The organism is Staphylococcus borealis, assembly GCF_001224225.1.
GTDB classification, from domain to species: Bacteria; Bacillota; Bacilli; order Staphylococcales; family Staphylococcaceae; genus Staphylococcus; species Staphylococcus borealis.
In genome coordinates this window covers 42200-63764 of record NZ_CUEE01000001.1, presented here as the reverse complement: position 1 = coordinate 63764, position 21565 = coordinate 42200, and the positions used below count along the sequence as shown (strand labels likewise).

At 34.8% G+C, this 21565-nt stretch carries 33 protein-coding genes and 1 pseudogene; 27 read left to right on the top strand and 7 right to left on the bottom strand.

Annotated elements, in window-relative coordinates; all coding sequences use genetic code 11:
• Nucleotides 1-58 precede the first annotated feature (58 nt).
• Nucleotides 59-376 carry a membrane stabilizing protein MspA gene (gene mspA / locus AK212_RS00380; RefSeq protein ID WP_053028564.1) on the bottom strand — a complete coding sequence of 106 codons (318 nt, stop codon included), beginning with the start codon at nucleotides 374-376 and terminating at the stop codon, nucleotides 59-61.
• Nucleotides 377-564: 188 nt separating this feature from the next.
• Nucleotides 565-732 carry an SE1832 family protein gene (locus AK212_RS13545; RefSeq protein ID WP_174841458.1) on the bottom strand — a complete coding sequence of 56 codons (168 nt, stop codon included), beginning with the start codon at nucleotides 730-732 and terminating at the stop codon, nucleotides 565-567.
• 139 nt (nucleotides 733-871) lie between these two features.
• Between AK212_RS13545 and AK212_RS00375 the strand changes: the two genes are divergently transcribed.
• Nucleotides 872-1780 carry an AEC family transporter gene (locus tag AK212_RS00375; protein WP_053028563.1) on the top strand — a complete coding sequence of 303 codons (909 nt, stop codon included), beginning with the start codon at nucleotides 872-874 and terminating at the stop codon, nucleotides 1778-1780.
• A 253-nt stretch (nucleotides 1781-2033) separates the two neighbouring features.
• On the opposite strand, the gene AK212_RS00370 is transcribed toward AK212_RS00375, so the two are convergent.
• From AK212_RS00370 to AK212_RS00360, 3 genes are all read right to left on the bottom strand, one after another.
• Entirely contained in the window at nucleotides 2034-2825 is a 792-nt protein-coding gene (locus AK212_RS00370; RefSeq protein ID WP_053028562.1) for a glucose 1-dehydrogenase, read from the bottom strand.
• Nucleotides 2826-2852: 27 nt separating this feature from the next.
• Entirely contained in the window at nucleotides 2853-3716 is an 864-nt protein-coding gene (locus AK212_RS00365; protein WP_053028561.1) for a GRP family sugar transporter, read from the bottom strand.
• Between the two features lie 191 nt (nucleotides 3717-3907).
• Nucleotides 3908-4780: a GNAT family N-acetyltransferase gene (locus tag AK212_RS00360; protein ID WP_053028560.1), complete on the bottom strand. Its 873-nt coding sequence runs from the start codon at nucleotides 4778-4780 to the stop codon at nucleotides 3908-3910.
• A 148-nt stretch (nucleotides 4781-4928) separates the two neighbouring features.
• On the opposite strand from AK212_RS00360, the gene AK212_RS00355 reads away from it, so the two are divergent.
• Together AK212_RS00355 and AK212_RS00350 are read left to right on the top strand one after the other, a co-directional pair.
• Complete coding sequence (locus AK212_RS00355; RefSeq protein ID WP_053028559.1) at nucleotides 4929-7064, top strand: DNA topoisomerase III; 2136 nt, start codon at nucleotides 4929-4931, stop codon at nucleotides 7062-7064.
• A gap of 113 nt (nucleotides 7065-7177) precedes the next feature.
• Entirely contained in the window at nucleotides 7178-8512 is a 1335-nt protein-coding gene (locus AK212_RS00350) for an NCS2 family permease (RefSeq protein ID WP_053028558.1), read from the top strand.
• Between the two features lie 314 nt (nucleotides 8513-8826).
• Here the strand turns inward: AK212_RS00350 and AK212_RS12835 are convergent.
• Nucleotides 8827-9108 (bottom strand): annotated as a pseudogene (locus AK212_RS12835) (transposase); the annotation flags it as partial.
• Between the two features lie 69 nt (nucleotides 9109-9177).
• Complete coding sequence (locus tag AK212_RS00345) at nucleotides 9178-9573, bottom strand: hypothetical protein (RefSeq protein WP_053028557.1); 396 nt, start codon at nucleotides 9571-9573, stop codon at nucleotides 9178-9180.
• 376 nt (nucleotides 9574-9949) lie between these two features.
• Here AK212_RS00345 and rpsJ point away from each other — a divergent pair, with 376 nt between their 5' ends.
• The 24 genes from rpsJ (at nucleotide 9950) to infA (ending at nucleotide 21539) form a co-directional block, all read left to right on the top strand.
• Nucleotides 9950-10258, top strand: a complete 309-nt coding sequence (gene rpsJ / locus AK212_RS00340) for a 30S ribosomal protein S10 (protein WP_015900978.1) — start codon at nucleotides 9950-9952, stop codon at nucleotides 10256-10258.
• 27 nt (nucleotides 10259-10285) lie between these two features.
• Nucleotides 10286-10948 (top strand): 50S ribosomal protein L3, encoded by a 663-nt coding sequence (rplC, locus tag AK212_RS00335; RefSeq protein ID WP_053028556.1) that lies wholly within the window; start codon nucleotides 10286-10288, stop codon nucleotides 10946-10948.
• A gap of 26 nt (nucleotides 10949-10974) precedes the next feature.
• A complete protein-coding gene (gene rplD, locus AK212_RS00330; RefSeq protein ID WP_011275126.1) occupies nucleotides 10975-11598 on the top strand; it encodes a 50S ribosomal protein L4 in 624 nt (207 codons plus the stop codon).
• Nucleotides 11598-11873 carry a 50S ribosomal protein L23 gene (gene rplW, locus AK212_RS00325; protein ID WP_053028555.1) on the top strand — a complete coding sequence of 92 codons (276 nt, stop codon included), beginning with the start codon at nucleotides 11598-11600 and terminating at the stop codon, nucleotides 11871-11873. Before rplD ends, rplW begins: the two co-directional genes overlap by 1 nt.
• A gap of 39 nt (nucleotides 11874-11912) precedes the next feature.
• Entirely contained in the window at nucleotides 11913-12746 is an 834-nt protein-coding gene (gene rplB, locus AK212_RS00320) for a 50S ribosomal protein L2 (protein ID WP_053028554.1), read from the top strand.
• 64 nt (nucleotides 12747-12810) lie between these two features.
• A complete protein-coding gene (rpsS, locus tag AK212_RS00315; protein WP_001829710.1) occupies nucleotides 12811-13089 on the top strand; it encodes a 30S ribosomal protein S19 in 279 nt (92 codons plus the stop codon).
• A 27-nt stretch (nucleotides 13090-13116) separates the two neighbouring features.
• On the top strand, nucleotides 13117-13470 hold the full coding sequence (gene rplV / locus AK212_RS00310; protein WP_001829734.1) for a 50S ribosomal protein L22: 354 nt from the start codon (nucleotides 13117-13119) through the stop codon (nucleotides 13468-13470).
• A gap of 23 nt (nucleotides 13471-13493) precedes the next feature.
• Nucleotides 13494-14147 (top strand): 30S ribosomal protein S3, encoded by a 654-nt coding sequence (rpsC, locus tag AK212_RS00305; protein ID WP_011275129.1) that lies wholly within the window; start codon nucleotides 13494-13496, stop codon nucleotides 14145-14147.
• A 2-nt stretch (nucleotides 14148-14149) separates the two neighbouring features.
• Nucleotides 14150-14584, top strand: a complete 435-nt coding sequence (rplP, locus tag AK212_RS00300) for a 50S ribosomal protein L16 (protein ID WP_002432945.1) — start codon at nucleotides 14150-14152, stop codon at nucleotides 14582-14584.
• Nucleotides 14574-14783: a 50S ribosomal protein L29 gene (gene rpmC, locus AK212_RS00295; protein ID WP_011275130.1), complete on the top strand. Its 210-nt coding sequence runs from the start codon at nucleotides 14574-14576 to the stop codon at nucleotides 14781-14783. Before rplP ends, rpmC begins: the two co-directional genes overlap by 11 nt.
• A 26-nt stretch (nucleotides 14784-14809) precedes the next feature.
• Nucleotides 14810-15073, top strand: coding sequence for a 30S ribosomal protein S17 (gene rpsQ / locus AK212_RS00290; RefSeq protein ID WP_011275131.1), 264 nt, complete (start codon nucleotides 14810-14812; stop codon nucleotides 15071-15073).
• Between the two features lie 31 nt (nucleotides 15074-15104).
• Nucleotides 15105-15473 carry a 50S ribosomal protein L14 gene (gene rplN, locus AK212_RS00285; protein WP_002466492.1) on the top strand — a complete coding sequence of 123 codons (369 nt, stop codon included), beginning with the start codon at nucleotides 15105-15107 and terminating at the stop codon, nucleotides 15471-15473.
• A 35-nt stretch (nucleotides 15474-15508) separates the two neighbouring features.
• The gene (rplX, locus tag AK212_RS00280) at nucleotides 15509-15826 is read left to right on the top strand and encodes a 50S ribosomal protein L24 (RefSeq protein WP_002448459.1); all 318 of its coding nucleotides are present in this window, start codon (nucleotides 15509-15511) and stop codon (nucleotides 15824-15826) included.
• Between the two features lie 25 nt (nucleotides 15827-15851).
• Nucleotides 15852-16391, top strand: a complete 540-nt coding sequence (rplE, locus tag AK212_RS00275) for a 50S ribosomal protein L5 (protein WP_011275133.1) — start codon at nucleotides 15852-15854, stop codon at nucleotides 16389-16391.
• 23 nt (nucleotides 16392-16414) lie between these two features.
• Nucleotides 16415-16600 (top strand): type Z 30S ribosomal protein S14, encoded by a 186-nt coding sequence (locus AK212_RS00270; protein ID WP_001140799.1) that lies wholly within the window; start codon nucleotides 16415-16417, stop codon nucleotides 16598-16600.
• Nucleotides 16601-16631: 31 nt separating this feature from the next.
• On the top strand, nucleotides 16632-17030 hold the full coding sequence (rpsH, locus tag AK212_RS00265) for a 30S ribosomal protein S8 (protein ID WP_011275134.1): 399 nt from the start codon (nucleotides 16632-16634) through the stop codon (nucleotides 17028-17030).
• A gap of 24 nt (nucleotides 17031-17054) precedes the next feature.
• Entirely contained in the window at nucleotides 17055-17591 is a 537-nt protein-coding gene (gene rplF, locus AK212_RS00260) for a 50S ribosomal protein L6 (RefSeq protein ID WP_011275135.1), read from the top strand.
• Nucleotides 17592-17622: 31 nt separating this feature from the next.
• Nucleotides 17623-17985 (top strand): 50S ribosomal protein L18, encoded by a 363-nt coding sequence (rplR, locus tag AK212_RS00255; protein ID WP_053028553.1) that lies wholly within the window; start codon nucleotides 17623-17625, stop codon nucleotides 17983-17985.
• Nucleotides 17986-18005: 20 nt separating this feature from the next.
• Nucleotides 18006-18506 carry a 30S ribosomal protein S5 gene (gene rpsE, locus AK212_RS00250; protein ID WP_011275137.1) on the top strand — a complete coding sequence of 167 codons (501 nt, stop codon included), beginning with the start codon at nucleotides 18006-18008 and terminating at the stop codon, nucleotides 18504-18506.
• A gap of 16 nt (nucleotides 18507-18522) precedes the next feature.
• Nucleotides 18523-18702 carry a 50S ribosomal protein L30 gene (gene rpmD / locus AK212_RS00245; RefSeq protein WP_011275138.1) on the top strand — a complete coding sequence of 60 codons (180 nt, stop codon included), beginning with the start codon at nucleotides 18523-18525 and terminating at the stop codon, nucleotides 18700-18702.
• 19 nt (nucleotides 18703-18721) lie between these two features.
• Nucleotides 18722-19162, top strand: a complete 441-nt coding sequence (rplO, locus tag AK212_RS00240; RefSeq protein ID WP_053028552.1) for a 50S ribosomal protein L15 — start codon at nucleotides 18722-18724, stop codon at nucleotides 19160-19162.
• On the top strand, nucleotides 19162-20454 hold the full coding sequence (secY, locus tag AK212_RS00235) for a preprotein translocase subunit SecY (protein WP_053028551.1): 1293 nt from the start codon (nucleotides 19162-19164) through the stop codon (nucleotides 20452-20454). Before rplO ends, secY begins: the two co-directional genes overlap by 1 nt.
• 18 nt (nucleotides 20455-20472) lie before the next feature.
• Nucleotides 20473-21123, top strand: coding sequence for an adenylate kinase (locus AK212_RS00230; protein ID WP_053028550.1), 651 nt, complete (start codon nucleotides 20473-20475; stop codon nucleotides 21121-21123).
• Between the two features lie 197 nt (nucleotides 21124-21320).
• Complete coding sequence (infA, locus tag AK212_RS00225) at nucleotides 21321-21539, top strand: translation initiation factor IF-1 (protein WP_001829792.1); 219 nt, start codon at nucleotides 21321-21323, stop codon at nucleotides 21537-21539.
• The last annotated feature ends 26 nt before the right edge of the window (nucleotides 21540-21565 follow it).

Below are 21565 nucleotides of genomic sequence, written 5' to 3'. Positions count from 1 at the left end.
TAAAAAGTAGCCTAAGACATTGATGCCTTAGGCTACTTTTAATCTTATAAAGAATGGTTTAGTACATTACAAAAATTAAAATGATATAAATTACAAATAAAATAACTGATAGGATATTCAGAATTGAAACAGCTTTAGCATCATGTTTTAAAGCTTTGAATGCAGTTACTTCAACATTACCGACAAGTAGGGCTAATACAACAAAGACCCACCAGTTTTCAGCTGGAAATTGTAGTGTTGTTAAGGCTAATACAAATAGTAATAATACACCCATGATAATGCGTAAAATGCGAATAAATATAGAATGCATTTTGAAAATACTTATATAACTAACAATGAGATATAAAACGGGTAATAATAATAAGTAGAGTTTCACCTGTTGTCTTCCTTTCTAATTACAACTTATATGATTTGTCTAAAAATAATATATAATTTATTACATATTGGCAATTACTAAATGGATTGGAAAGATGCCCAAGTACGACTATTCTTAGTTGTGATGATTACTACAGAAAGCACTAGGGCAACAAATTAATCCTGAAATGGTCTATATCAAGACAATCGTTATTTCTGACGTGATTTAGCACGTATGTCAGCAATTTGTAATTCGATGTCTTCTAATTGCTTAACGAGAGGATCTATCGTTTGATTTAGAGATTCTCGCTTTTCGAGGTCATTTTGTAATCGAACATAATCATATTTTAATTCATCTAATTGTGATTCTAAATCCATTAGTCTCAAACCCCTTCAACATCAAAATTTAATAATCACATTGAATTATAGCATGAAACAAGACACTTCTAAAAATGATGTAAATTATGTTAAAGTATTTAACTGTAATAAAATGTTTTAGTAGAAGGAAGGAACTACCGTGACAGAGCAGTTTATAATGATCATTCTTTTAATCGCGCTAGGATATCTATTGAAACGTATAAACTTTTTGAAAGCAGCAGATAGTCAAGTGTTATCAACGCTAGTACTCAATGTCACACTACCTTCTTTAGTTATTGTTAATCTTAACAGTGCAGCATTAGATTTTTCATTTTCAATATTACCTATCATGATGATTGCATATGGTGTGCTTGCTAAGATAACTGTTTTATGGCTATTTAACAGACATAATAACCATATTAAAGGTACAGTAGGGATGATGACTGCATCACTTAACATTGGATTATTTGCTTATCCGCTTGTTGATACAATCTGGCCAAAGAACGGTATGATTTATTTTGGTATGGCTGATATAGGTGGCGCAATTATTATGTTTGGCGTAACTTATTTTGTTGGTAGCTATTTTAGTCAAGGCGGAGATCAGTTCGATTTTAAATATCTAGGTAAGAAACTGATTACTTCCGTTCCGCTTGTCACATATATCATAATGTTTACTTTGAACATGCTAAATATTCATTTACCAAAGGTGTCAATTGATTTTTTCACAATTATCTCTAAAGCGAACATGCCACTTTCAATGATTCTATTAGGTGTTATGCTTAACTTCAAGATAGAACGTCATTTCTTACCCATTGCGATTAAATATTTATTAGCACATTATGGTTTAGGCTTAATAGCCGGACTACTTGTTCATTTCTTATTACCTGTTTCAGATGAAATGATTAAGACGACATTGCTTATTGCTTGGCTACTACCTGTAGGTGTAGCGATTATTCCATATTCTATTCAATTTAAATATAAGACATTACCTTTAGTCGGTATGGTAACGAATATTTCAATCGTTATAAGTATTATCATTCTTTATATTTACCAGGCACTATTTGTATAATAAAGTAATATAAATATGAAAAAAGGGAGCGGGACAGAATTCATTTGAATTCGTCGTCCCACTCCCAACTTGCTTTGCTTGTAGAATTTCTTAATGAAATTCTCTTTGTTGGGGCCCCGCCCGCAAGGATGACTAGAACTGAGAAAATCTTGATTTAAGCGCCTTCTCAGTTCAGTCAGCTACTGCGAATTTGCAAACTAGCTTCATTATATTATTTATGTCCCAGCCTCTTTTTATGATTAGCACATAAAACTTAACCTTTACCACCCATGAAGGCAGGGTAGTTCGTCATACCACCATCAACGTAAATTGTAGTACCATGTATATATTTAGCTAAATCTGAAGCTAAGAATAAAGCAACATTAGCAACATCTTGTGCTTCACCTATTTCTTTAGCTGGAATCATTTCTAATGTTTCTGCGCGTGTATCTGGATCAGAAAATTTTTCCTTAGTATGTTCAGTAACGATTGCACCTGGAGAAATATTATTGATACGAATACCGTGTTGCGCATATTCCATCGACATTGTTTCCATCATTAATTTCAAACCGCCTTTACTAGCAGCATAGTTAACATAGTTAGGCCAAGGTATAGTATCATGTACACTTGATGTATTGATGATAATACCTTTTTTATCTTCTTTTAAGAACTGATTAACAGCTTCTCTAGATCCTATAAATGCCCCAGTCAAATTAATGTCTATCACTTTTTGCCATTCTTCAACTGACATTTTATGTGATGGAATTGGTTTTTCAAAGCCAGCATTATTAATCATAATGTCTAACGTACCAAATTCATTAACCGCAGCTTGTACTAATTGTTGTACCTCTTCTTCAACGGCTATATCCGCTTGAACTGCAATGGCTTGTCCACCAGCATCATGAATGATCTGCTTGACTGCTTCAATTTCGTCTAAATGACGATTTGAGCGATAATTTAAAACGACTTTTGCTTTTGCTTTACCAAAATTCTCAGCAAACGATTTACCAATGCCACTTCCTGCACCAGTTATAATAATAACTTTGCCTTCTAAATCTGAAAACAATCTGACTCCTCCTTAGTATTAATCAAACTATTTAAGATTTCCTAGTATAAATGCGGCAATGACAATTAGAACGATACCAGACCAAATACCAATCATTTGACGTTTGTCTTTTTTCTCGCCTAATAAGAAAATACCGCCTAATGTTGATACGATAACAAGTAATTGTGATAATGAGAAACTTGTTGCAACACCAACTTTAGGTTGTGAATAGAACATGAATAAGTTACCTACAGCCCATACAACACCAGGGATTAAGTTAAGCGCAGTAGATTTAATATTGGTTTCATGTTTCATTGATAGTAAGAAACCACCAATAGCCATACCAATTGATTGGAAGAATAATGCATCCGTACCACTGACACCAAAGATATCGGCAATTACGACATATCCAACATAACCCACTGTTGAAATGATAAGTATTAACATTGCTTTCTTAAATTCTGGATCATTGGATTGACCTTCATTCTTACCACGTAATGAGGTTAATGCGATACCTGTAACTAATAGAATCATTGCGATAATTCCTAGCGTGACTTGAACACCGGTACTCCATTCACCAAGAAAAATAGCACTAAATAATGTCGTACCAACTAATTGCATACCAGTTGATATTGGCATTGTTTTAGAAACACCGATTAAACTGATTGAACGTAATTGGTTACCTTGTCCAAATGCCCATAACGCACCTGAAATTAAGCCAACGATAATGACTGTTAAATTATCAAATTCTGCTTTACCAATTAAGAGTAATATGAAACCGACAATTAGTGCACCTAATGTCGTACCTCTAATTTGGTTGTAGGGACCGCCACCTACATAGACATTAATTAAAACAACACTCCCCCAAAATAGGGCTGGTAATAATGCGATAAGTATATCTATAAACTGCATTATACTGACACTCTCCTTATTTAATTACTTAAAAGTGCTTCCTTCCTATAACACTCGTGAACATTTTATCTGAAAAATATTCATTTTAAAATGTAAACGCTCAAATACAATCGTATTGAAAATAAAAAGCATAGGAAAGGAACAGTGATTTCATTTAGAAATTTCGTTCTTTCCTATGCTTTCATATAAGCTTAATGATGTAATTGACTTGGATCAATTTTGTATTTAGTATATTCACTTTCAATTTCAAATCCTAATTCATTAAATCGTTCAACTAAGGCAGCATTTTTACTTCGTATTTTAAAATAAACTTTATTCACTGCATAGTGTTCAAAGGCATAATGTATTGCGTACGATAGTAAATCAAATGCGATCCCTTTTAGACGATAATCAGTATGTGAACTAAAATATCTTATTTCAGCTAGCGAAGATTGACTATCGATTTGTAAATAAAGATAACCTTTAAGTAAGCCTTCACTTACAAATAGGAATAAACGATTATATTCATCTAAAGTATTTACAATTTCTTTTGGTGTTAAAGCATTATGCCTAAATGTCTGCGCATGTAATTTACTAAAAGCACGTTGAAATCCCGGCTGATATTCAATGATGTTCATTTTAGCATCTGGTTCATTAAGTGATTGATAGACGTTTAAGTAATAATCCGTAAAGTTATAATTTGCATGAATCGTCTTCATTGAAGGTTTTGAATTTTGTGTGCAATCATTATAAGAGAAGTTAAATGTTGCATTAGCAGATTGTTCATCTCTTAATGCCGAAAATAAAGAAATAAAATGTGCCTCTGTAAAATCAAAATCTGTTTTAACGAATGGTCCAATAACTTTGTACTTATCTTCTTCATATAATATTCCAGTGATGAGTGCGACAATTGAGTCATCTTCTATTAAACAGAAAACACCTGTCGTATTGATAGATGCATTGAGCAACTGTTCTACATCATCATTAGACGAATGAAGTTTATATATATAAGACGCAATTTTGTCTGATGATGCATTAATAAAAGATATGATTTGGTTCAGGTTGCTTACTTTAATAATGTCCATAGCGTACCTCCATTTCAATATCAATTTGTTAAATTAATTATAAATTTATTTATTAGTAATTGAAAGTTTGGACTATTGTCTATCGTGTTACAATTGTATTATTATCAAAAACATTAACTGAGAGATCTTTTATCGAAAGGAAAGTTCTATGAAATCATTAATTTTAGCTGAGAAGCCATCCGTAGCTAGAGATATTGCTGAAGCTATGAATATAAAAGGAAAGCGCAATGGTTATATTGAAAATGAGCATTATATTGTTACATGGGCGTTAGGACATTTAGTTACTAACGCGCAACCTGAACATTATGATAAAGCATTTAAAGAATGGAAACTTGAAGATTTACCTATTATTCCTAAACAAATGCATACGGTCGTCATTGGTAAGACGAGTAAACAATTTAAAACTGTGAAATCACTTATATTAGATAAGAATGTTAAAGAGATTGTCATCGCAACTGATGCTGGAAGAGAAGGGGAACTTGTAGCACGTCTTATATTAGATAAAGTTCATAATAAAAAGCCAATTAAACGTTTGTGGATTAGTTCTGTAACTAAGAAAGCAATACGTGATGGTTTTAAAAATTTGAAAGATGGTCGACAATTTCAACATCTTTATGAAGCAGCATTAGCTAGAAGTGAAGCGGATTGGATTGTAGGTATCAATGCTACACGTGCGCTCACAACAAAATATGATGCGCAATTATCATTAGGTCGCGTTCAAACGCCAACGATACAATTGGTCAATGCTAGACAACAAGCAATTAATCATTTTAAGCCCAAGAAATATTATACGTTGTCTAGTGAAATAGCTGGATTAACCTTCCAATTAGCAACGGATCGTCACCATATGACTAAAGAAGATGTCACGCAAATTGCAAATGAAGTTAAACATGCAGAAGGTAGCGTTGATAGCGTTGATAAGAAACTCAAAAAAAGTTATCCTAAACCACTTTATAATTTAACGGATTTGCAACAGGAAGCATATCAACGATACAAAATGGGACCTAAAGAAACACTTAATACCATTCAAAATTTATATGAGCGTCATAAAGTACTCACATATCCACGTACAGATTCTAATTATTTAACTGATGATATGGTTGATACGATTAAAGAACGATTACAAGCATTACTAGCTACTGATTATAAAGCACAAGTAAGACCCCTAATAGGACAATCATACTCACGTAAAATGCGTATTTTTAATAATCAAAAGGTGTCAGATCATCACGCGATTATTCCAACAGAAGTACGTCCTGATATGGAACGTTTAAGCAATAGAGAAAGCAAGATATATATGATGGTGGCTGAAAGATTCTTGGAATCGTTAATGTCGCCACATGAATATGAAGCAATTAAAGTAAATGTTAGCGTTGGTAAACATACTTTTGTTTTAAATGAAAAGATTACACGTCAATTAGGCTACAAAGCACTTAAAATGAGTAATAATGATGTGGTTAAGGGTGCTTCTTTTAAAAAGGGAGAAAGTTATTATCTTAATAATATCAAGGTTAATGAACATGAAACAACGCCTCCAGAATACTTTAATGAAGGTTCACTGTTAAAAGCGATGGAGAATCCGCAAAACTATATTCAACTTAAAGAGAAGAAACACGCTAATACATTGAAGCAAACTGGTGGGATTGGCACAGTTGCGACGCGTGCTGATATCATCGAGAAGCTATTTAATATCAATGCCATTGAATCTAGAGATGGCAAGATTAAAGTTACACCTAAAGGAAAACAAATTCTAGAGCTTGCGCCACAAGAATTAACATCTCCATTGTTGACGGCTGAGTGGGAAGAGAAGTTAATGCAAATTGAAAAAGGTAAGTACAATTCACGACGCTTTATTGATGAAATGAAGTCATTTACGCAAGCTATTGTAAATAATATTAAAAACAGTGAGCAAAAATACAAGCATGATAATTTAACGACAACAGAATGTCCTACCTGTGGGAAATTTATGATTAAAGTTAAAACTAAAAATGGACAAATGTTAGTGTGCCAAGATCCTGCTTGCAAAACTAAAAAGAACGTACAACGCAAAACCAATGCACGTTGTCCAAATTGTAAAAAGAAAATGACATTATTTGGTAGAGGGAAGGATGCAGTATATCGATGTGTTTGTGGTCATACAGAAACGCAAGAACAAATGGATAAAAGGTTCAAAAATAAAACGAGTGGCAAAGTATCTAAAAAAGAAATGAAAAAATATATGAATAAAGAGGAGTCACTTGAGAATAACCCGTTTAAAGATGCACTGAAAAATCTAAAATTATAGTTTAAAATCGAACTTAATTAAGTTAAATATCGGAAAAGTTCGTTTTTAGTATTGTGTTTTTCGGCAAGTAATATTAAAATATTAAAGTATTTCAATTAAAGGAGTTTAAAGCCGTGAAAAAATACTTTCAATTCGACGAGTATGATACTAACTATAAGAAAGAGATCATCGGTGGTATCACAACTTTCTTATCAATGGCATACATTTTAGCTGTAAATCCTCAAGTATTAAGTTTAGCAGGTGTTAAAGGTGTATCAGGCGACATGAAAATGGATCAAGGTGCTATTTTTGTGGCAACAGCTTTAGCAGCATTTGTGGGTTCTTTATTTATGGGACTGATTGCGAAATATCCGATTGCACTTGCACCAGGGATGGGACTTAATGCATTCTTCGCATTTACGGTAGTATTAACGATGGGTATTCCTTGGCAAATAGGTTTAACAGGGGTACTATTCTCAGGAATATTCTTTGCAATTCTAACTGCAACCGGTCTTCGAGAAATAATTATTAATGCTATTCCGTATCAAATGAAAATGGCAGTATCTGCTGGGATTGGATTATTTATTACTTTTGTAGGTTTACAAAGTGCTGGTATTATTGTAAAAAATGATTCTACATTAGTTACTTTAGGACATTTAACTAAAGGTCCTGTATTATTAGCAATCTTTGGTATCGCGATAACAATTATTTTATACGCTAGAAAAGTACCAGGCTCAATTTTTATTGGTATGATTATAACTGCTATCGTTGGAATGATAACAGGATTAATACATACACCTTCAGGCATAGTAGGTAAAATACCTAGCATTACACCAACATTTGGTGCAGCCTTTGAAGCATTTAAAGATCCAGGCCAATTATTTACGATTCAATTTTTAATTGTTATTTTAACATTCTTCTTTATAGACTTTTTTGATACTGCAGGAACATTGGTGGCTGTAGCAACTCAAGCGGGTATTATGAAGGAAAACAAATTACCTAGAGCAGGTAGAGCGTTATTTGCCGATTCACTCGCAACTATTGTGGGCGCGATCTTTGGTACAACAACTACAACGTCTTACATCGAATCAACGTCAGGTGTAGCGGTTGGAGCAAGAACAGGGTTTGCAAGTATAGTAACTGGATTCTGTTTCTTGTTAGCATTATTCTTCAGTCCGTTAATTGAAATTGTTACAAGTGCAGTAACAACACCTGCATTAGTAGTGGTTGGTATTTTAATGGCTGCGAATTTTGCAGAAATTAACTGGAAGAAATTTGAAGTCGCAGTGCCAGCATTTATAACAATTATTATGATGCCACTATCATATTCAATTGCAACTGGTATTGCTTGTGGATTCATATTCTATCCAATTACAATGATCATTACAAAAAAACATAAAGAAGTACATCCAATTATGTATTTCTTAATGGTACTATTCATTCTATACTTCATCTTTGTACACGGCTAAATTGTCATAAAGGGCTGTAACAAAATAATAAGATAATGCTACTTTGCAAATTAGTAGTAGTTGACTGAACTGAAAAATGCTTAAATTAAACTTTTTCAGTTCTAGTCAACCTTGAGAGCGGGACCCTAGCAAAGAGAATTTCACTAAGAAATTCTACAAGCTAAGCAAGCTAGGAGCGGACGATGAATTTAAAAGAATCCGTCCCACTTCTTTCCTACGATTAGTTAAGCATTACTTAACTAAACGTTTTAATTTATTTTTTGAATAAGATGTTAAACTGTATTTGATTGTACGTTTGGCTAATGTGGGGACATTTAATAATCGTACGATTTTTGATTCATTATCAGATAATGAATCGTTTTTAAAAGTCTATTTATACAAGCGACGACGGCAGTCTTTTGAGATTACTCATTAGGCTGCTTTTTTAGTTTGTAATAATAATCGACGACATGATTATCGTAGTTACGCTGGTCTCGGATAATATTCATCACTATCCAAAATAATGATTGTCTAGCTTTTTTATTTCCCCGCTTATTAATAGTATCCCTATAATAAGTGTTACCAGATTGATATGGTTTGATATCAATACCTATATAAAAATAGCTGTGAAGAAATCTACCGTCATAGATCTCTTCACAGCTAATTTAAGTATAGTATGTTTTAAATTACCATTTCTTGGATTGATCATCTTTATATTGTGTGTAAACGACTTTAGCATCTTTATTACGAACGTAGTTAGGTGCGTTTAAAACAACGAAAATAAAGAAAACCATTAGGAAGAATAGAATCCAATGGACAAACATACCAATAATAGGAATAAATGCGATAAAAGAACCAACAATACCTATAATAGGAATGATAGACATTGGCTTAATAGCATTTTGAGTATCTATTAATAGAATAAGGGCTACTATAAGATATAAAAAGGCATTGACTAATAAGGGTTGCCAACCGAAGCCTAAAATAAAGCTTCCACCTAGAAATGGTATACCATAGAAAAATTCACAAATTAATAAGACGACGCTTATAATTGCAAGCGCAGTTTTAGTACCTTTCTTCAAAACATTCACCTCCGGATGTAAATAAAAGAAACAAATTCAAATTTCTACTATTATATAGAAGAAATCAAAATTCATAACAACAATTACCTATATTATAAAGTAAAAACAAAAAAAGGGAAAAAATTTACCTAAAATGGTTGATGTCCTCATCTATTTAAAGTACAATACTTAGGTATGTGTTAGACAAAGTACAAAAAGTTATAGAAAAGCCTTGATTTATCAATGTATTTCCTGTAACATATCTAATGTTGGACTTGATGAAAGCGATGAAGCGAAAGGTTACTGACACACCCGGCCGCTTTGCCATGGCGTTGTGTGAGATAGTTTTCGTGGAGAAGTCTATCACTTAAATGTAGACGAATAAGGAGGGAAAATTATGGCAAAACAAAAAATCAGAATCAGATTAAAAGCTTACGATCACCGTGTGATTGATCAATCAGCAGAGAAAATTGTTGAAACTGCAAAACGTTCTGGTGCAGAAGTTTCTGGACCAATTCCGTTACCAACTGAAAAATCAGTTTACACAATTATCCGTGCGGTGCATAAGTACAAAGATTCACGTGAACAATTCGAACAACGTACACATAAACGTTTAATCGATATTGTTAACCCAACACCAAAAACAGTTGATGCCCTAATGGGATTAAACTTACCATCTGGTGTAGACATCGAAATTAAATTATAATAGAAAATTTTAGGAGGTGGACTTTCGATGACCAAAGGAATCTTAGGAAGAAAAATTGGGATGACACAAGTATTCGGAGAAAACGGTGAATTAATCCCAGTAACAGTAGTAGAAGCAAGTCAAAACGTAGTATTACAAAAGAAAACTGAAGAAGTAGATGGCTACAATGCTATCCAAGTAGGTTTTGAAGACAAAAAAGCATATAAAAAAGATGCTAAATCAAATAAATATGCAAATAAACCAGCTGAAGGTCACGCTAAGAAAGCAGGCACAGCACCTAAGCGCTTCATTCGTGAATTCAGAAACGTTAATGTTGATGAATACGAAGTAGGTCAAGAAGTCACAGTAGATACTTTTGAAGCAGGAGACATTATTGATGTAACTGGAACTTCAAAAGGTAAAGGTTTCCAAGGTGCAATTAAACGTCATGGCCAAGCACGTGGTCCAATGGCTCACGGTTCTCATTTCCACAGAGCACCAGGTTCAGTAGGTATGGCTTCAGATGCATCAAGAGTGTTCAAAGGCCAAAAAATGCCTGGACGTATGGGTGGAAACACAGTTACTGTTCAAAACTTAGAAGTAGTTCAAGTTGATACAGATAACAACGTGATTTTAGTAAAAGGTAACGTACCTGGACCTAAAAAAGGTTTCTTAGAAATCCAAACTTCAATTAAAAAAGGTAATAAATAATAAGTAGCGAAAGGAGGAAAAGCATAATGGCTAATTATGATGTTTTAAAAGTAGACGGATCTAAATCAGGTTCTGTTGAATTAAGCGATTCAGTATTCGCTATTGAACCAAATAACAGTGTTCTTTTCGAAGCAATTAATTTACAACGTGCTTCATTACGACAAGGAACTCACGCAGTTAAAAATCGTTCTGCTGTACGTGGTGGCGGACGTAAACCATGGAGACAAAAAGGTACAGGACGTGCACGTCAAGGTACTATTCGTGCCCCACAATGGCGTGGTGGTGGTATCGTATTCGGTCCAACACCAAGAAGTTATGCATACAAAATGCCTAAGAAAATGCGTCGTTTAGCATTACGTTCTGCATTATCTTTCAAAGTGAAAGAAAACAACTTCACTATCGTTGATAATTTTGGTTTTGAAGCTCCAAAAACAAAAGAATTCAAAAACGTATTAACTACACTTGAACAACCTAAAAAAGTGTTAGTAGTTACTGATAGCGAAGACGTAAACGTTGAATTATCTGCTCGTAACATCCCTGGCGTACAAGTTAGTACTGCACAAGGATTAAACGTATTAGATATCACTAGCGCTGACAGTGTTATTATTACTGAATCAGCTGCGAAAAAAGTTGAGGAGGTGCTCGGATAATGGAAGCAAGAGATGTTCTTAAGCGCCCCGTAATCACTGAAAAATCTTCTGAAGCAATGGCTGAAGATAAATACACTTTTGACGTAGATACTCGTGCTAATAAAACACAAGTTAAAATTGCAGTTGAAGAAATTTTCGACGTTAAAGTTGCAAATGTAAACATCATCAACTACAAACCTAAGAAAAAACGTATGGGCCGTTACCAAGGCTATACAAACAAAGGAAGAAAAGCGATTGTTACTTTAAAAGAAGGTTCAATTGACTTATTCAACTAAACAATAAAATAAAAGTTACCATTAAGGAGGTAAGCGACAATGGCTCTTAAAAAATATAAGCCAATTACAAATGGTCGTCGTAATATGACTAGTTTAGATTTCGCTGAAATCACGAAATCAACTCCTGAAAAGTCATTATTACAACCGCTACCGAAAAAAGCGGGTCGTAACAACCAAGGTAAATTGACAGTTCGTCACCATGGTGGAGGACACAAACGTCAATACCGTGTTATCGATTTCAAACGTAACAAAGATGGAATCACTGCAAAAGTTGATTCAATCCAATATGATCCAAACCGTTCAGCTAACATTGCTTTATTAGTATATGCTGATGGTGAAAAACGTTATATTATTGCTCCAAAAGGATTACAAGTAGGCCAAGAAGTTGAAAGTGGTGCAGATGCCGACATTAAAGTTGGTAACGCATTACCTTTACAAAACATTCCTGTTGGTACTGTAATTCACAATATCGAATTAAAACCTGGTAAAGGTGGACAATTAGCTCGTTCAGCGGGTGCAAGTTCACAAGTACTTGGTAAAGAAGGTAAATACGTATTAATCAGATTACGTTCTGGTGAAGTTCGTATGATCTTATCAACTTGCCGTGCTACAATTGGACAAGTTGGTAACTTACAACATGAATTAGTTAATGTTGGTAAAGCTGGACGTTCTAGATGGAAAGGTATCCGTCCAACAGTTCGTGGTTCAGTAATGAACCCTAACGATCACCCACACGGTGGTGGTGAAGGTCGTGCTCCAATCGGTAGACCATCTCCAATGTCACCATGGGGTAAACCAACACTTGGTAAGAAAACTCGTCGTGGTAAAAAATCATCAGACAAACTTATCGTTCGTGGACGTAAGAAAAAATAATAACAACTTATTTGGGTGTGCGGCTTAATTGCTGCACGCACACAATAAGAAGGGAGGCGCCCAAATGGCTCGTAGTATTAAAAAAGGACCTTTCGTCGATGATCATTTAATGAAAAAAGTAGAAGCTCAAGACGGAAGCGAAAAGAAACAAGTAATCAAAACATGGTCTCGTCGTTCTACAATTTTCCCAAATTTCATCGGTCATACTTTTGCAGTATACGATGGTCGTAAACATGTACCTGTTTATGTAACTGAAGATATGGTAGGTCACAAATTAGGTGAATTTGCTCCAACTCGTACATTTAAAGGACATGCTGCAGACGATAAAAAAACTAGAAGATAATAAATAGAAGTAGAGGAGGAAATCCTAATGGAAGCAAAAGCGGTTGCTAGAACAATCAGAATCGCACCTCGTAAAGTAAGATTAGTTCTTGACTTAATTAGAGGTAAAAATGCTGGAGAAGCTATTGCTATTTTAAAATTAACTAACAAAGCTTCATCACCAGTAATTGAAAAAGTATTAATGTCCGCTTTAGCAAATGCTGAACATAACTATGACATGAACACTGATGAATTAGTAGTTAAAGAAGCATATGCAAATGAAGGACCAACTTTAAAACGTTTCCGTCCACGTGCACAAGGTCGTGCAAGTGCTATCAATAAACGTACAAGCCACATTACAATCGTCGTAAGTGACGGTAAAGAAGAAGCTAAAGAAGCTTAATAACTATTTAAGGAGGGAACACTGTGGGTCAAAAAATTAATCCTATCGGACTTCGTGTCGGTATCATCCGTGACTGGGAAGCAAAATGGTATGCTGAAAAAGATTTCGCTTCACTATTACACGAAGATTTAAGAATCCGTAAATTCATTGATAACGAATTAAAAGAAGCATCAGTTTCTCACGTTGAAATCGAACGTGCTGCTAACCGTATTAACATTGCCATTCACACTGGTAAACCAGGTATGGTAATTGGTAAAGGCGGATCTGAAATTGAAAAACTTCGTAATAAATTAAACAACTTAACTGATAAAAAAGTACACATCAACGTTATCGAAATCAAGAAAATTGATATCGATGCTCGTTTAGTTGCTGAGAATATTGCACGTCAATTAGAAAACCGTGCTTCATTCCGTCGTGTACAAAAACAAGCTATTTCAAGAGCTATGAAACTTGGTGCTAAAGGTATCAAAACTCAAGTATCAGGTCGTTTAGGCGGAGCTGACATTGCTCGTGCTGAACAATATTCAGAAGGAACTGTTCCACTTCATACTTTACGTGCTGACATCGATTATGCACATGCTGAAGCAGACACTACTTACGGTAAATTAGGTGTTAAAGTATGGATTTATCGTGGTGAAGTTCTTCCTACTAAGAATACTAGTGAAGGAGGAAAATAATAATGTTACTACCAAAACGTGTTAAATATCGTCGTCAACATCGTCCTAAAACAACTGGTCGTTCTAAAGGCGGTAACTATGTAACATTTGGTGAGTATGGATTACAAGCTACTACAACATCTTGGATCACTTCTCGTCAAATCGAATCTGCTCGTATTGCTATGACACGTTACATGAAACGTGGCGGGAAAGTTTGGATTAAAATCTTCCCTCATACACCATATACTAAAAAACCTTTAGAAGTACGTATGGGTGCTGGTAAAGGTGCCGTTGAAGGCTGGATCGCTGTTGTAAAACCAGGTAGAATTTTATTCGAGGTTGCAGGCGTATCAGAAGAAGTTGCTCGTGAAGCATTACGTTTAGCAAGTCACAAACTTCCAGTAAAAACTAAGTTTGTAAAACGTGAAGAATTGGGTGGTGAAACAAATGAAAGCTAAGGAAATTAGAGACTTAACCACTTCAGAAATCGAAGAACAAATCAAATCTTCAAAAGAAGAGCTTTTTAACCTACGCTTTCAGTTAGCTACAGGTCAATTAGAGGAAACTGCACGTATTCGTACAGTTAGAAAAACGATTGCACGTCTAAAAACTGTTGCTCGTGAAAGAGAAATCGAAGAAAGTAAAGCTAATCAATAAAACATTCGAAAGAGGAGGTTACAAAAGTGAGTGAAAGAAACGATCGTAAAGTTTATGTAGGTAAAGTTGTTTCAGATAAAATGGACAAAACTATCACTGTATTAGTTGAAACTTACAAAACACACAAATTATACGGTAAACGTGTAAAATACTCTAAAAAATACAAAACTCATGATGAAAACAATTCAGCTAAATTAGGAGACATTGTTAAAATTCAAGAAACTCGTCCTTTATCAGCATCAAAACGTTTTCGTTTAGTAGAAATTGTTGAAGAGTCAGTAATTATTTAATACAAGATTAGAGATAAGGGAGGTTTAACTAATGATCCAACAAGAAACTCGTTTAAAAGTAGCAGACAACTCTGGTGCTCGTGAAGTTCTTACAATTAAAGTATTAGGTGGATCTGGTCGCAAAACAGCGAACATCGGCGATGTTATCGTATGTACTGTTAAAAATGCAACACCAGGTGGCGTTGTTAAAAAAGGTGACGTAGTCAAAGCTGTTGTCGTTAGAACTAAATCAGGCGTTCGTCGTAATGATGGTTCTTATATCAAGTTTGATGAAAATGCATGTGTCATTATTCGTGATGACAAAGGCCCACGTGGTACTCGTATCTTTGGTCCTGTTGCTCGTGAATTACGTGAAGGCAACTTCATGAAAATCGTTTCATTAGCACCAGAAGTACTTTAATTTATAAAAACCAAATCATTTAAGGAGGTGCCCACATGCATATCAAAAAAGGTGACAACGTAAAAGTTATCGCAGGTAAAGACAAAGGTAAAGAAGGTAAAGTAATCGCTACTGAACCTAAAAAAGACCGTGTCGTTGTGGAAGGTGTTAACGTAATTAAAAAACACCAAAAACCAACTCAATTAAATCCTGAAGGTGGAATCTTAGAAACAGAGGCAGCAATCCATGTTTCTAACGTACAATTATTAGACCCTAAAACAAACGAACCTACACGTGTCGGTTACAAATTTGTTGATGGTAAAAAAGTTCGTATCGCTAAAAAATCTGGCGAAGAAATCAAATCTAATAATTAATAACTAGTTGAAAGGAGGATCCACTTTGAACCGTTTAAAAGAAAGATACAATACTGAAGTTACTGAAAACTTAGTTAAAAAATTCAACTATAGTTCTGTAATGGAAGTACCAAAAATCGAAAAAATCGTTGTAAATATGGGTGTAGGTGATGCAGTTCAAAACTCTAAAGTGTTAGATAACGCTGTAGAAGAATTAGAATTAATCACTGGTCAAAAACCATTAGTAACAAAAGCTAAAAAATCAGTTGCAACATTCCGTTTACGTGAAGGTATGCCAATCGGTGCGAAAGTTACACTTCGCGGAGAAAGAATGTATGAATTCTTAGATAAATTAATCGCAGTTTCATTACCTCGTGTACGTGACTTCCAAGGTGTTTCTAAAACAGCATTCGATGGTCGTGGTAACTACACATTAGGAATTAAAGAACAATTAATTTTCCCAGAAATCGACTATGATAAAGTAAGTAAAGTAAGAGGAATGGATATTGTTATCGTAACAACTGCTAACACTGACGAGGAAGCTCGTGAATTGTTAACAAACTTCGGTATGCCATTTCGTAAATAATCTCTAAAAAGGAGGCTAATTAAGTGGCTAAAACTTCTATGGTTGCTAAGCAACAGAAAAAACAAAAATATGCAGTACGTGAATATACTCGTTGTGAACGTTGTGGTCGTCCACATTCTGTATATCGTAAATTTAAATTATGCCGTATTTGTTTCCGTGAATTAGCTTACAAAGGGCAAATCCCTGGCGTACGTAAAGCTAGCTGGTAATATATAAGAGTCTGAAAGGAGGCAACAATCAATGACAATGACAGATCCAATCGCAGATATGCTTACTCGTGTAAGAAACGCAAACATGGTGCGTCACGAGAAATTAGAATTACCTGCGTCTAACATTAAAAAACAAATTGCTGAAATCTTAAAAAGTGAAGGTTTCATTAAAAACGTAGAATACGTTGAAGATGATAAACAAGGTGTTATTCGTTTATTCTTAAAATATGGTCAAAACAATGAACGTGTTATCACAGGATTAAAACGTATCTCTAAACCAGGTTTACGTGTTTATGCTAAAGCAAACGAAGTACCTAAAGTATTAAATGGTTTAGGTATTGCATTAGTTTCAACTTCTGAAGGTGTTATCACTGACAAAGAAGCAAGAAAACGTAACGTTGGCGGAGAAATTATCGCATACGTTTGGTAATAATAAATAAGGAGGTGCCATAACATGAGTCGTGTTGGTAAGAAAATTATTGACATCCCTAGCGACGTTACAGTAACTTTTGATGGTCATACTGCTACTGTAAAAGGTCCTAAAGGTGAATTAACTAGAACATTTAACGAAAGAATGACTTTCAAACAAGAAGAAAACACTATCGAAGTTGTAAGACCTACTGAGTCTAAAGAAGATAGAACAGTTCATGGTACAACTCGTGCTTTATTAAATAATATGGTACAAGGTGTTTCTCAAGGTTTCGAAAAAACACTTGAGCTTGTTGGTGTAGGTTACCGTGCTCAAATGCAAGGTAGTGACTTAGTATTAAACGTTGGTTACTCTCACCCTGTTGAAATTAAAGCTGAAGATGGCATTACTTTCGCAGTAGAGAAAAACACAACTGTTAGAGTATCTGGTGTATCTAAAGAACAAGTTGGTGCAATCGCATCTAACATCCGTTCAGTAAGACCTCCAGAACCTTACAAAGGAAAAGGAATCCGTTACCAAGGTGAATACGTTCGCCGTAAAGAAGGTAAAACAGGTAAATAATAGATAACTCTCTTAAGAAAGGAGTAATACAATGATCAGTAAAATTGATAAAAACAAAGTGCGTTTGAAAAGACATGCTCGTGTGCGTACTAAATTATCAGGTACAGCTGAAAAACCACGTTTAAATGTATATCGTTCAAACAAACACATTTATGCACAAATTATCGATGATGTTAAAGGCGTAACTTTAGCTCAAGCTTCATCAAAAGATAAAGATATCGCAAGCGAATCAGCTTCTAAAGTAGATTTATCTACAAAAGTAGGCGAAGCAATTGCTAAAAAAGCATCAGAAAAAGGCATTAAAGAAATCGTATTTGATCGTGGCGGTTATTTATACCATGGTCGTGTAAAAGCTTTAGCAGAAGCTGCTAGAGAAAGCGGATTAGAATTTTAATTTAAAGGAGGGACAAATACATGGCTCGTAGAGAAGAAGAAACGAAAGAATTTGAAGAACGCGTTGTAACAATCAATCGTGTTGCTAAAGTTGTTAAAGGTGGACGTCGTTTCCGTTTCACTGCATTAGTAGTAGTTGGAGACAAAAATGGTCGTGTAGGTTTCGGTACTGGTAAAGCACAAGAGGTACCAGAAGCTATCAAAAAAGCTGTCGAAGCAGCTAAAAAAGATTTAGTAGTTGTTCCACGTGTTGAAGGAACTACTCCTCACACTATCACTGGTCGTTACGGTTCAGGTAGCGTATTCATGAAACCAGCTGCACCTGGTACAGGGGTAATCGCTGGTGGTCCAGTTCGTGCCGTATTAGAATTAGCAGGTATCACTGATATCTTAAGTAAATCATTAGGATCTAACACACCAATCAATATGGTTCGTGCTACTATCAATGGTTTACAAAACCTTAAAAATGCTGAAGATGTTGCTAAATTACGCGGCAAATCAGTAGAAGAATTATATAATTAAGGAGGGAAAATAGATAATGGCTAAATTACAAATTACCCTCACTCGTAGTGTTATTGGTCGTCCTGAAACACAACGTAAAACTGTTGAAGCTTTAGGTCTTAAAAAGACTAATAGTTCAGTAGTAGTTGAAGATAACCCTGCAATCCGTGGGCAAATCAACAAAGTTAGACACTTATTGACAGTAGAAGAAAAATAATTAAGGAGGTGCCTATATAATGAAATTACATGAGTTAAAAGCAGCTGAAGGTTCACGTCGTGTACGTAACCGTGTTGGCCGTGGTGCTGGTTCTGGTAATGGTAAAACTAGTGGTCGCGGACAAAAAGGTCAAAAAGCACGTTCAGGTGGTGGCGTAAGACCAGGATTTGAAGGTGGACAATTACCTTTATTCCGTCGTTTACCAAAACGTGGTTTCACTAACATTAATCGTAAAGAATATGCTATTGTTAACTTAGACCAACTTAATAAATTTGAAGATGGTACTGAAGTAACTCCAGCTTTATTAGTTGAAACTGGTGTAGTTAAGAATGAAAAATCTGGTATTAAAGTACTAGGTAACGGCTCACTTGATAAAAAATTGACAGTGAAAGCTCACAAATTCTCAGCTTCAGCAGCAGAAGCAATTGATGCAAAAGGTGGAGCACACGAGGTGATCTAATGTTTCAAACGCTTGTGAGCTTCTTTAAAACTAAAGAAGTTCGAAACAAGATTTTCTTTACCTTAGCAATGTTAATTATATTCAAAATAGGAACTTACATTCCGGCTCCAGGTGTTAACCCTGAGCCTTTTGAACAACAAGGTTCTGATCAAGGAGTCGCCGCTCTTCTTAATACGTTTGGTGGCGGAGCCTTAAAGAACTTTTCAATATTTGCTATGGGCATTATGCCCTACATCACTGCATCTATCGTAATGCAATTATTACAAATGGATATTGTTCCGAAATTCTCTGAATGGGCGAAACAAGGTGAAGTAGGTAAAAGAAAGCTTAGCAATGTAACACGTTATTTCGCTATCATTTTGGCTTTTATACAGTCAATTGGTATGGCATTCCAATTTAATAACTATTTAGGTGGTAAATTAATTATTCACCAATCTGTAATGAGTTATTTATTGATTGCCGTTGTTTTAACAGCAGGAACAGCATTTCTAATTTGGCTTGGTGACCAAATCACTCAATTTGGTGTGGGTAATGGTATTTCTATCATTATCTTTGCAGGTATCTTATCAACATTGCCGTCATCAATTATCCAATTTGTGCAACAAGCATTTGTTGGTAATGATGATACAACGTTGGCATGGTTAAAAGTGATTGGCTTAATTGTAGGATTAGTTTTACTTACAATTGGTGCGATTTATGTACTAGAAGCAAAACGTAAAATTCCTATCCAATACGCTAAAAAACAATCTGCACAAAGATTAGGATCCCAAGCAACATATCTACCTTTAAAAGTTAACTCTGCAGGGGTAATTCCAGTAATCTTTGCGATGGCATTTTTCTTATTGCCAAGAACATTAACACTGTTCTTCCCTAAAGCTGATTGGGCGCAAACTATATCTGAATATGCTAACCCTTCAAACACTTACGGCATGATTGTTTATGTAATTCTAATTATTGCATTTACGTATTTCTATGCCTTTGTTCAAGTTAATCCTGAAAAAATGGCTGACAACTTGAAGAAACAAGGTAGTTACGTTCCAGGTATCAGACCTGGCGATCAAACTAAAAAATATATTACTAAAGTACTTTATCGCTTAACTTTTGTCGGCTCTATTTTCTTAGCAGTCATTGCGATATTACCAATTCTAGCAACTAAGTTTATGAGTTTACCTCAATCGATTCAAATTGGTGGTACAAGCTTATTAATCGTAATTGGTGTAGCAATTGAAACTATGAAATCACTTGAAGCTCAAGTGAGTCAAAAAGAATATAAAGGCTTTGGTGGTAGATAATTTGTAGGAGGGCAATTTATGAATATCATTTTAATGGGTTTACCTGGCGCAGGTAAAGGTACTCAAGCGAGTGAAATTGTTAAGAAATTCCCAATACCACATATATCTACTGGTGACATGTTCAGAAAAGCGATTAAAGATGAAACAGATTTAGGAAAAGAAGCTAAATCTTACATGGATCGTGGAGAATTAGTCCCTGATGAAGTTACTGTAGGTATCGTTAAAGAAAGAATATCTGAAGACGATGCAAAAAAAGGATTCTTATTAGATGGCTTCCCAAGAACAATCGATCAAGCTGAGGCATTAAATGAAATTATGTCTGAGCTTGGTAGAAACATTGATGCGGTTATAAACATCGAAGTTCCTGAGGAAGAATTGATGAATCGTCTTACAGGTCGTCGTATCTGTGAGAAATGTGGTACGACTTATCATCTTGTATTTAATCCTCCAAAGGTTGATGGTATTTGTGATATCGATGGTGGAAAACTTTATCAACGTGAAGATGATAATCCTGAAACAGTATCTAATCGCTTAAACGTTAATGTTAAGCAGTCTAAACCTATTTTAGAGTACTATAATGAAAAAGGTGTGCTTAAAAACATTGATGGCGCGAAAGATATTGACGATGTAACCAAAGATGTCATTGATATCTTAGATCAATTAAAATAGATCAACTTAATACGGTCTAGGTTTATGTGAATTTGATTAGGTTTCTCTGGCAAGAATTAATTTTCTGAGTGTCGAATGACGATAATAATTCCCGCATTTTGTTAAACTTATTATAACTAGTCACTATATTAGATTCGTATCGTTGAAGTTGTCTATTGACGATTACCTTACTATTGTAAAAAGGGGGAAGTTAATCAATGGCGAAACAAGATGTAATTGAATTAGAAGGTACAGTATTAGATACTTTACCAAATGCTATGTTTAAAGTAGAATTAGAAAATGGTCATGAAATTTTAGCGCACGTGAGTGGTAAAATTAGAATGAATTATATTCGTATTCTACCTGGCGACAAAGTAACTGTAGAAATGTCTCCGTATGATTTATCACGCGGTAGAATTACTTATCGTTATAAATAATCGTCACTCCATAATATAGGGAGGTA

What these genes read in the sequence shown, in the direction of transcription:
- AK212_RS13545 (WP_174841458.1), bottom strand. Translation starts at nt 732, where the DNA reads ATGGATTTAGAATCACAATTAGATGAATTAAAATATGATTATGTTCGA.
- AK212_RS00365 (WP_053028561.1), bottom strand. Translation starts at nt 3,716, where the DNA reads ATGCAGTTTATAGATATACTTATCGCATTATTACCAGCCCTATTTTGG.
- AK212_RS00360 (WP_053028560.1), bottom strand. Translation starts at nt 4,780, where the DNA reads ATGGACATTATTAAAGTAAGCAACCTGAACCAAATCATATCTTTTATT.
- AK212_RS00355 (WP_053028559.1), top strand. Translation starts at nt 4,929, where the DNA reads ATGAAATCATTAATTTTAGCTGAGAAGCCATCCGTAGCTAGAGATATT.
- rpsJ (WP_015900978.1), top strand. Translation starts at nt 9,950, where the DNA reads ATGGCAAAACAAAAAATCAGAATCAGATTAAAAGCTTACGATCACCGT.
- rplC (WP_053028556.1), top strand. Translation starts at nt 10,286, where the DNA reads ATGACCAAAGGAATCTTAGGAAGAAAAATTGGGATGACACAAGTATTC.
- rplD (WP_011275126.1), top strand. Translation starts at nt 10,975, where the DNA reads ATGGCTAATTATGATGTTTTAAAAGTAGACGGATCTAAATCAGGTTCT.
- rplW (WP_053028555.1), top strand. Translation starts at nt 11,598, where the DNA reads ATGGAAGCAAGAGATGTTCTTAAGCGCCCCGTAATCACTGAAAAATCT.
- rplB (WP_053028554.1), top strand. Translation starts at nt 11,913, where the DNA reads ATGGCTCTTAAAAAATATAAGCCAATTACAAATGGTCGTCGTAATATG.
- rpsS (WP_001829710.1), top strand. Translation starts at nt 12,811, where the DNA reads ATGGCTCGTAGTATTAAAAAAGGACCTTTCGTCGATGATCATTTAATG.
- rplV (WP_001829734.1), top strand. Translation starts at nt 13,117, where the DNA reads ATGGAAGCAAAAGCGGTTGCTAGAACAATCAGAATCGCACCTCGTAAA.
- rplP (WP_002432945.1), top strand. Translation starts at nt 14,150, where the DNA reads ATGTTACTACCAAAACGTGTTAAATATCGTCGTCAACATCGTCCTAAA.
- rpmC (WP_011275130.1), top strand. Translation starts at nt 14,574, where the DNA reads ATGAAAGCTAAGGAAATTAGAGACTTAACCACTTCAGAAATCGAAGAA.
- rplN (WP_002466492.1), top strand. Translation starts at nt 15,105, where the DNA reads ATGATCCAACAAGAAACTCGTTTAAAAGTAGCAGACAACTCTGGTGCT.
- rplX (WP_002448459.1), top strand. Translation starts at nt 15,509, where the DNA reads ATGCATATCAAAAAAGGTGACAACGTAAAAGTTATCGCAGGTAAAGAC.
- rpsH (WP_011275134.1), top strand. Translation starts at nt 16,632, where the DNA reads ATGACAATGACAGATCCAATCGCAGATATGCTTACTCGTGTAAGAAAC.
- rplF (WP_011275135.1), top strand. Translation starts at nt 17,055, where the DNA reads ATGAGTCGTGTTGGTAAGAAAATTATTGACATCCCTAGCGACGTTACA.
- rplR (WP_053028553.1), top strand. Translation starts at nt 17,623, where the DNA reads ATGATCAGTAAAATTGATAAAAACAAAGTGCGTTTGAAAAGACATGCT.
- rpsE (WP_011275137.1), top strand. Translation starts at nt 18,006, where the DNA reads ATGGCTCGTAGAGAAGAAGAAACGAAAGAATTTGAAGAACGCGTTGTA.
- rpmD (WP_011275138.1), top strand. Translation starts at nt 18,523, where the DNA reads ATGGCTAAATTACAAATTACCCTCACTCGTAGTGTTATTGGTCGTCCT.
- rplO (WP_053028552.1), top strand. Translation starts at nt 18,722, where the DNA reads ATGAAATTACATGAGTTAAAAGCAGCTGAAGGTTCACGTCGTGTACGT.
- secY (WP_053028551.1), top strand. Translation starts at nt 19,162, where the DNA reads ATGTTTCAAACGCTTGTGAGCTTCTTTAAAACTAAAGAAGTTCGAAAC.
- AK212_RS00230 (WP_053028550.1), top strand. Translation starts at nt 20,473, where the DNA reads ATGAATATCATTTTAATGGGTTTACCTGGCGCAGGTAAAGGTACTCAA.
- infA (WP_001829792.1), top strand. Translation starts at nt 21,321, where the DNA reads ATGGCGAAACAAGATGTAATTGAATTAGAAGGTACAGTATTAGATACT.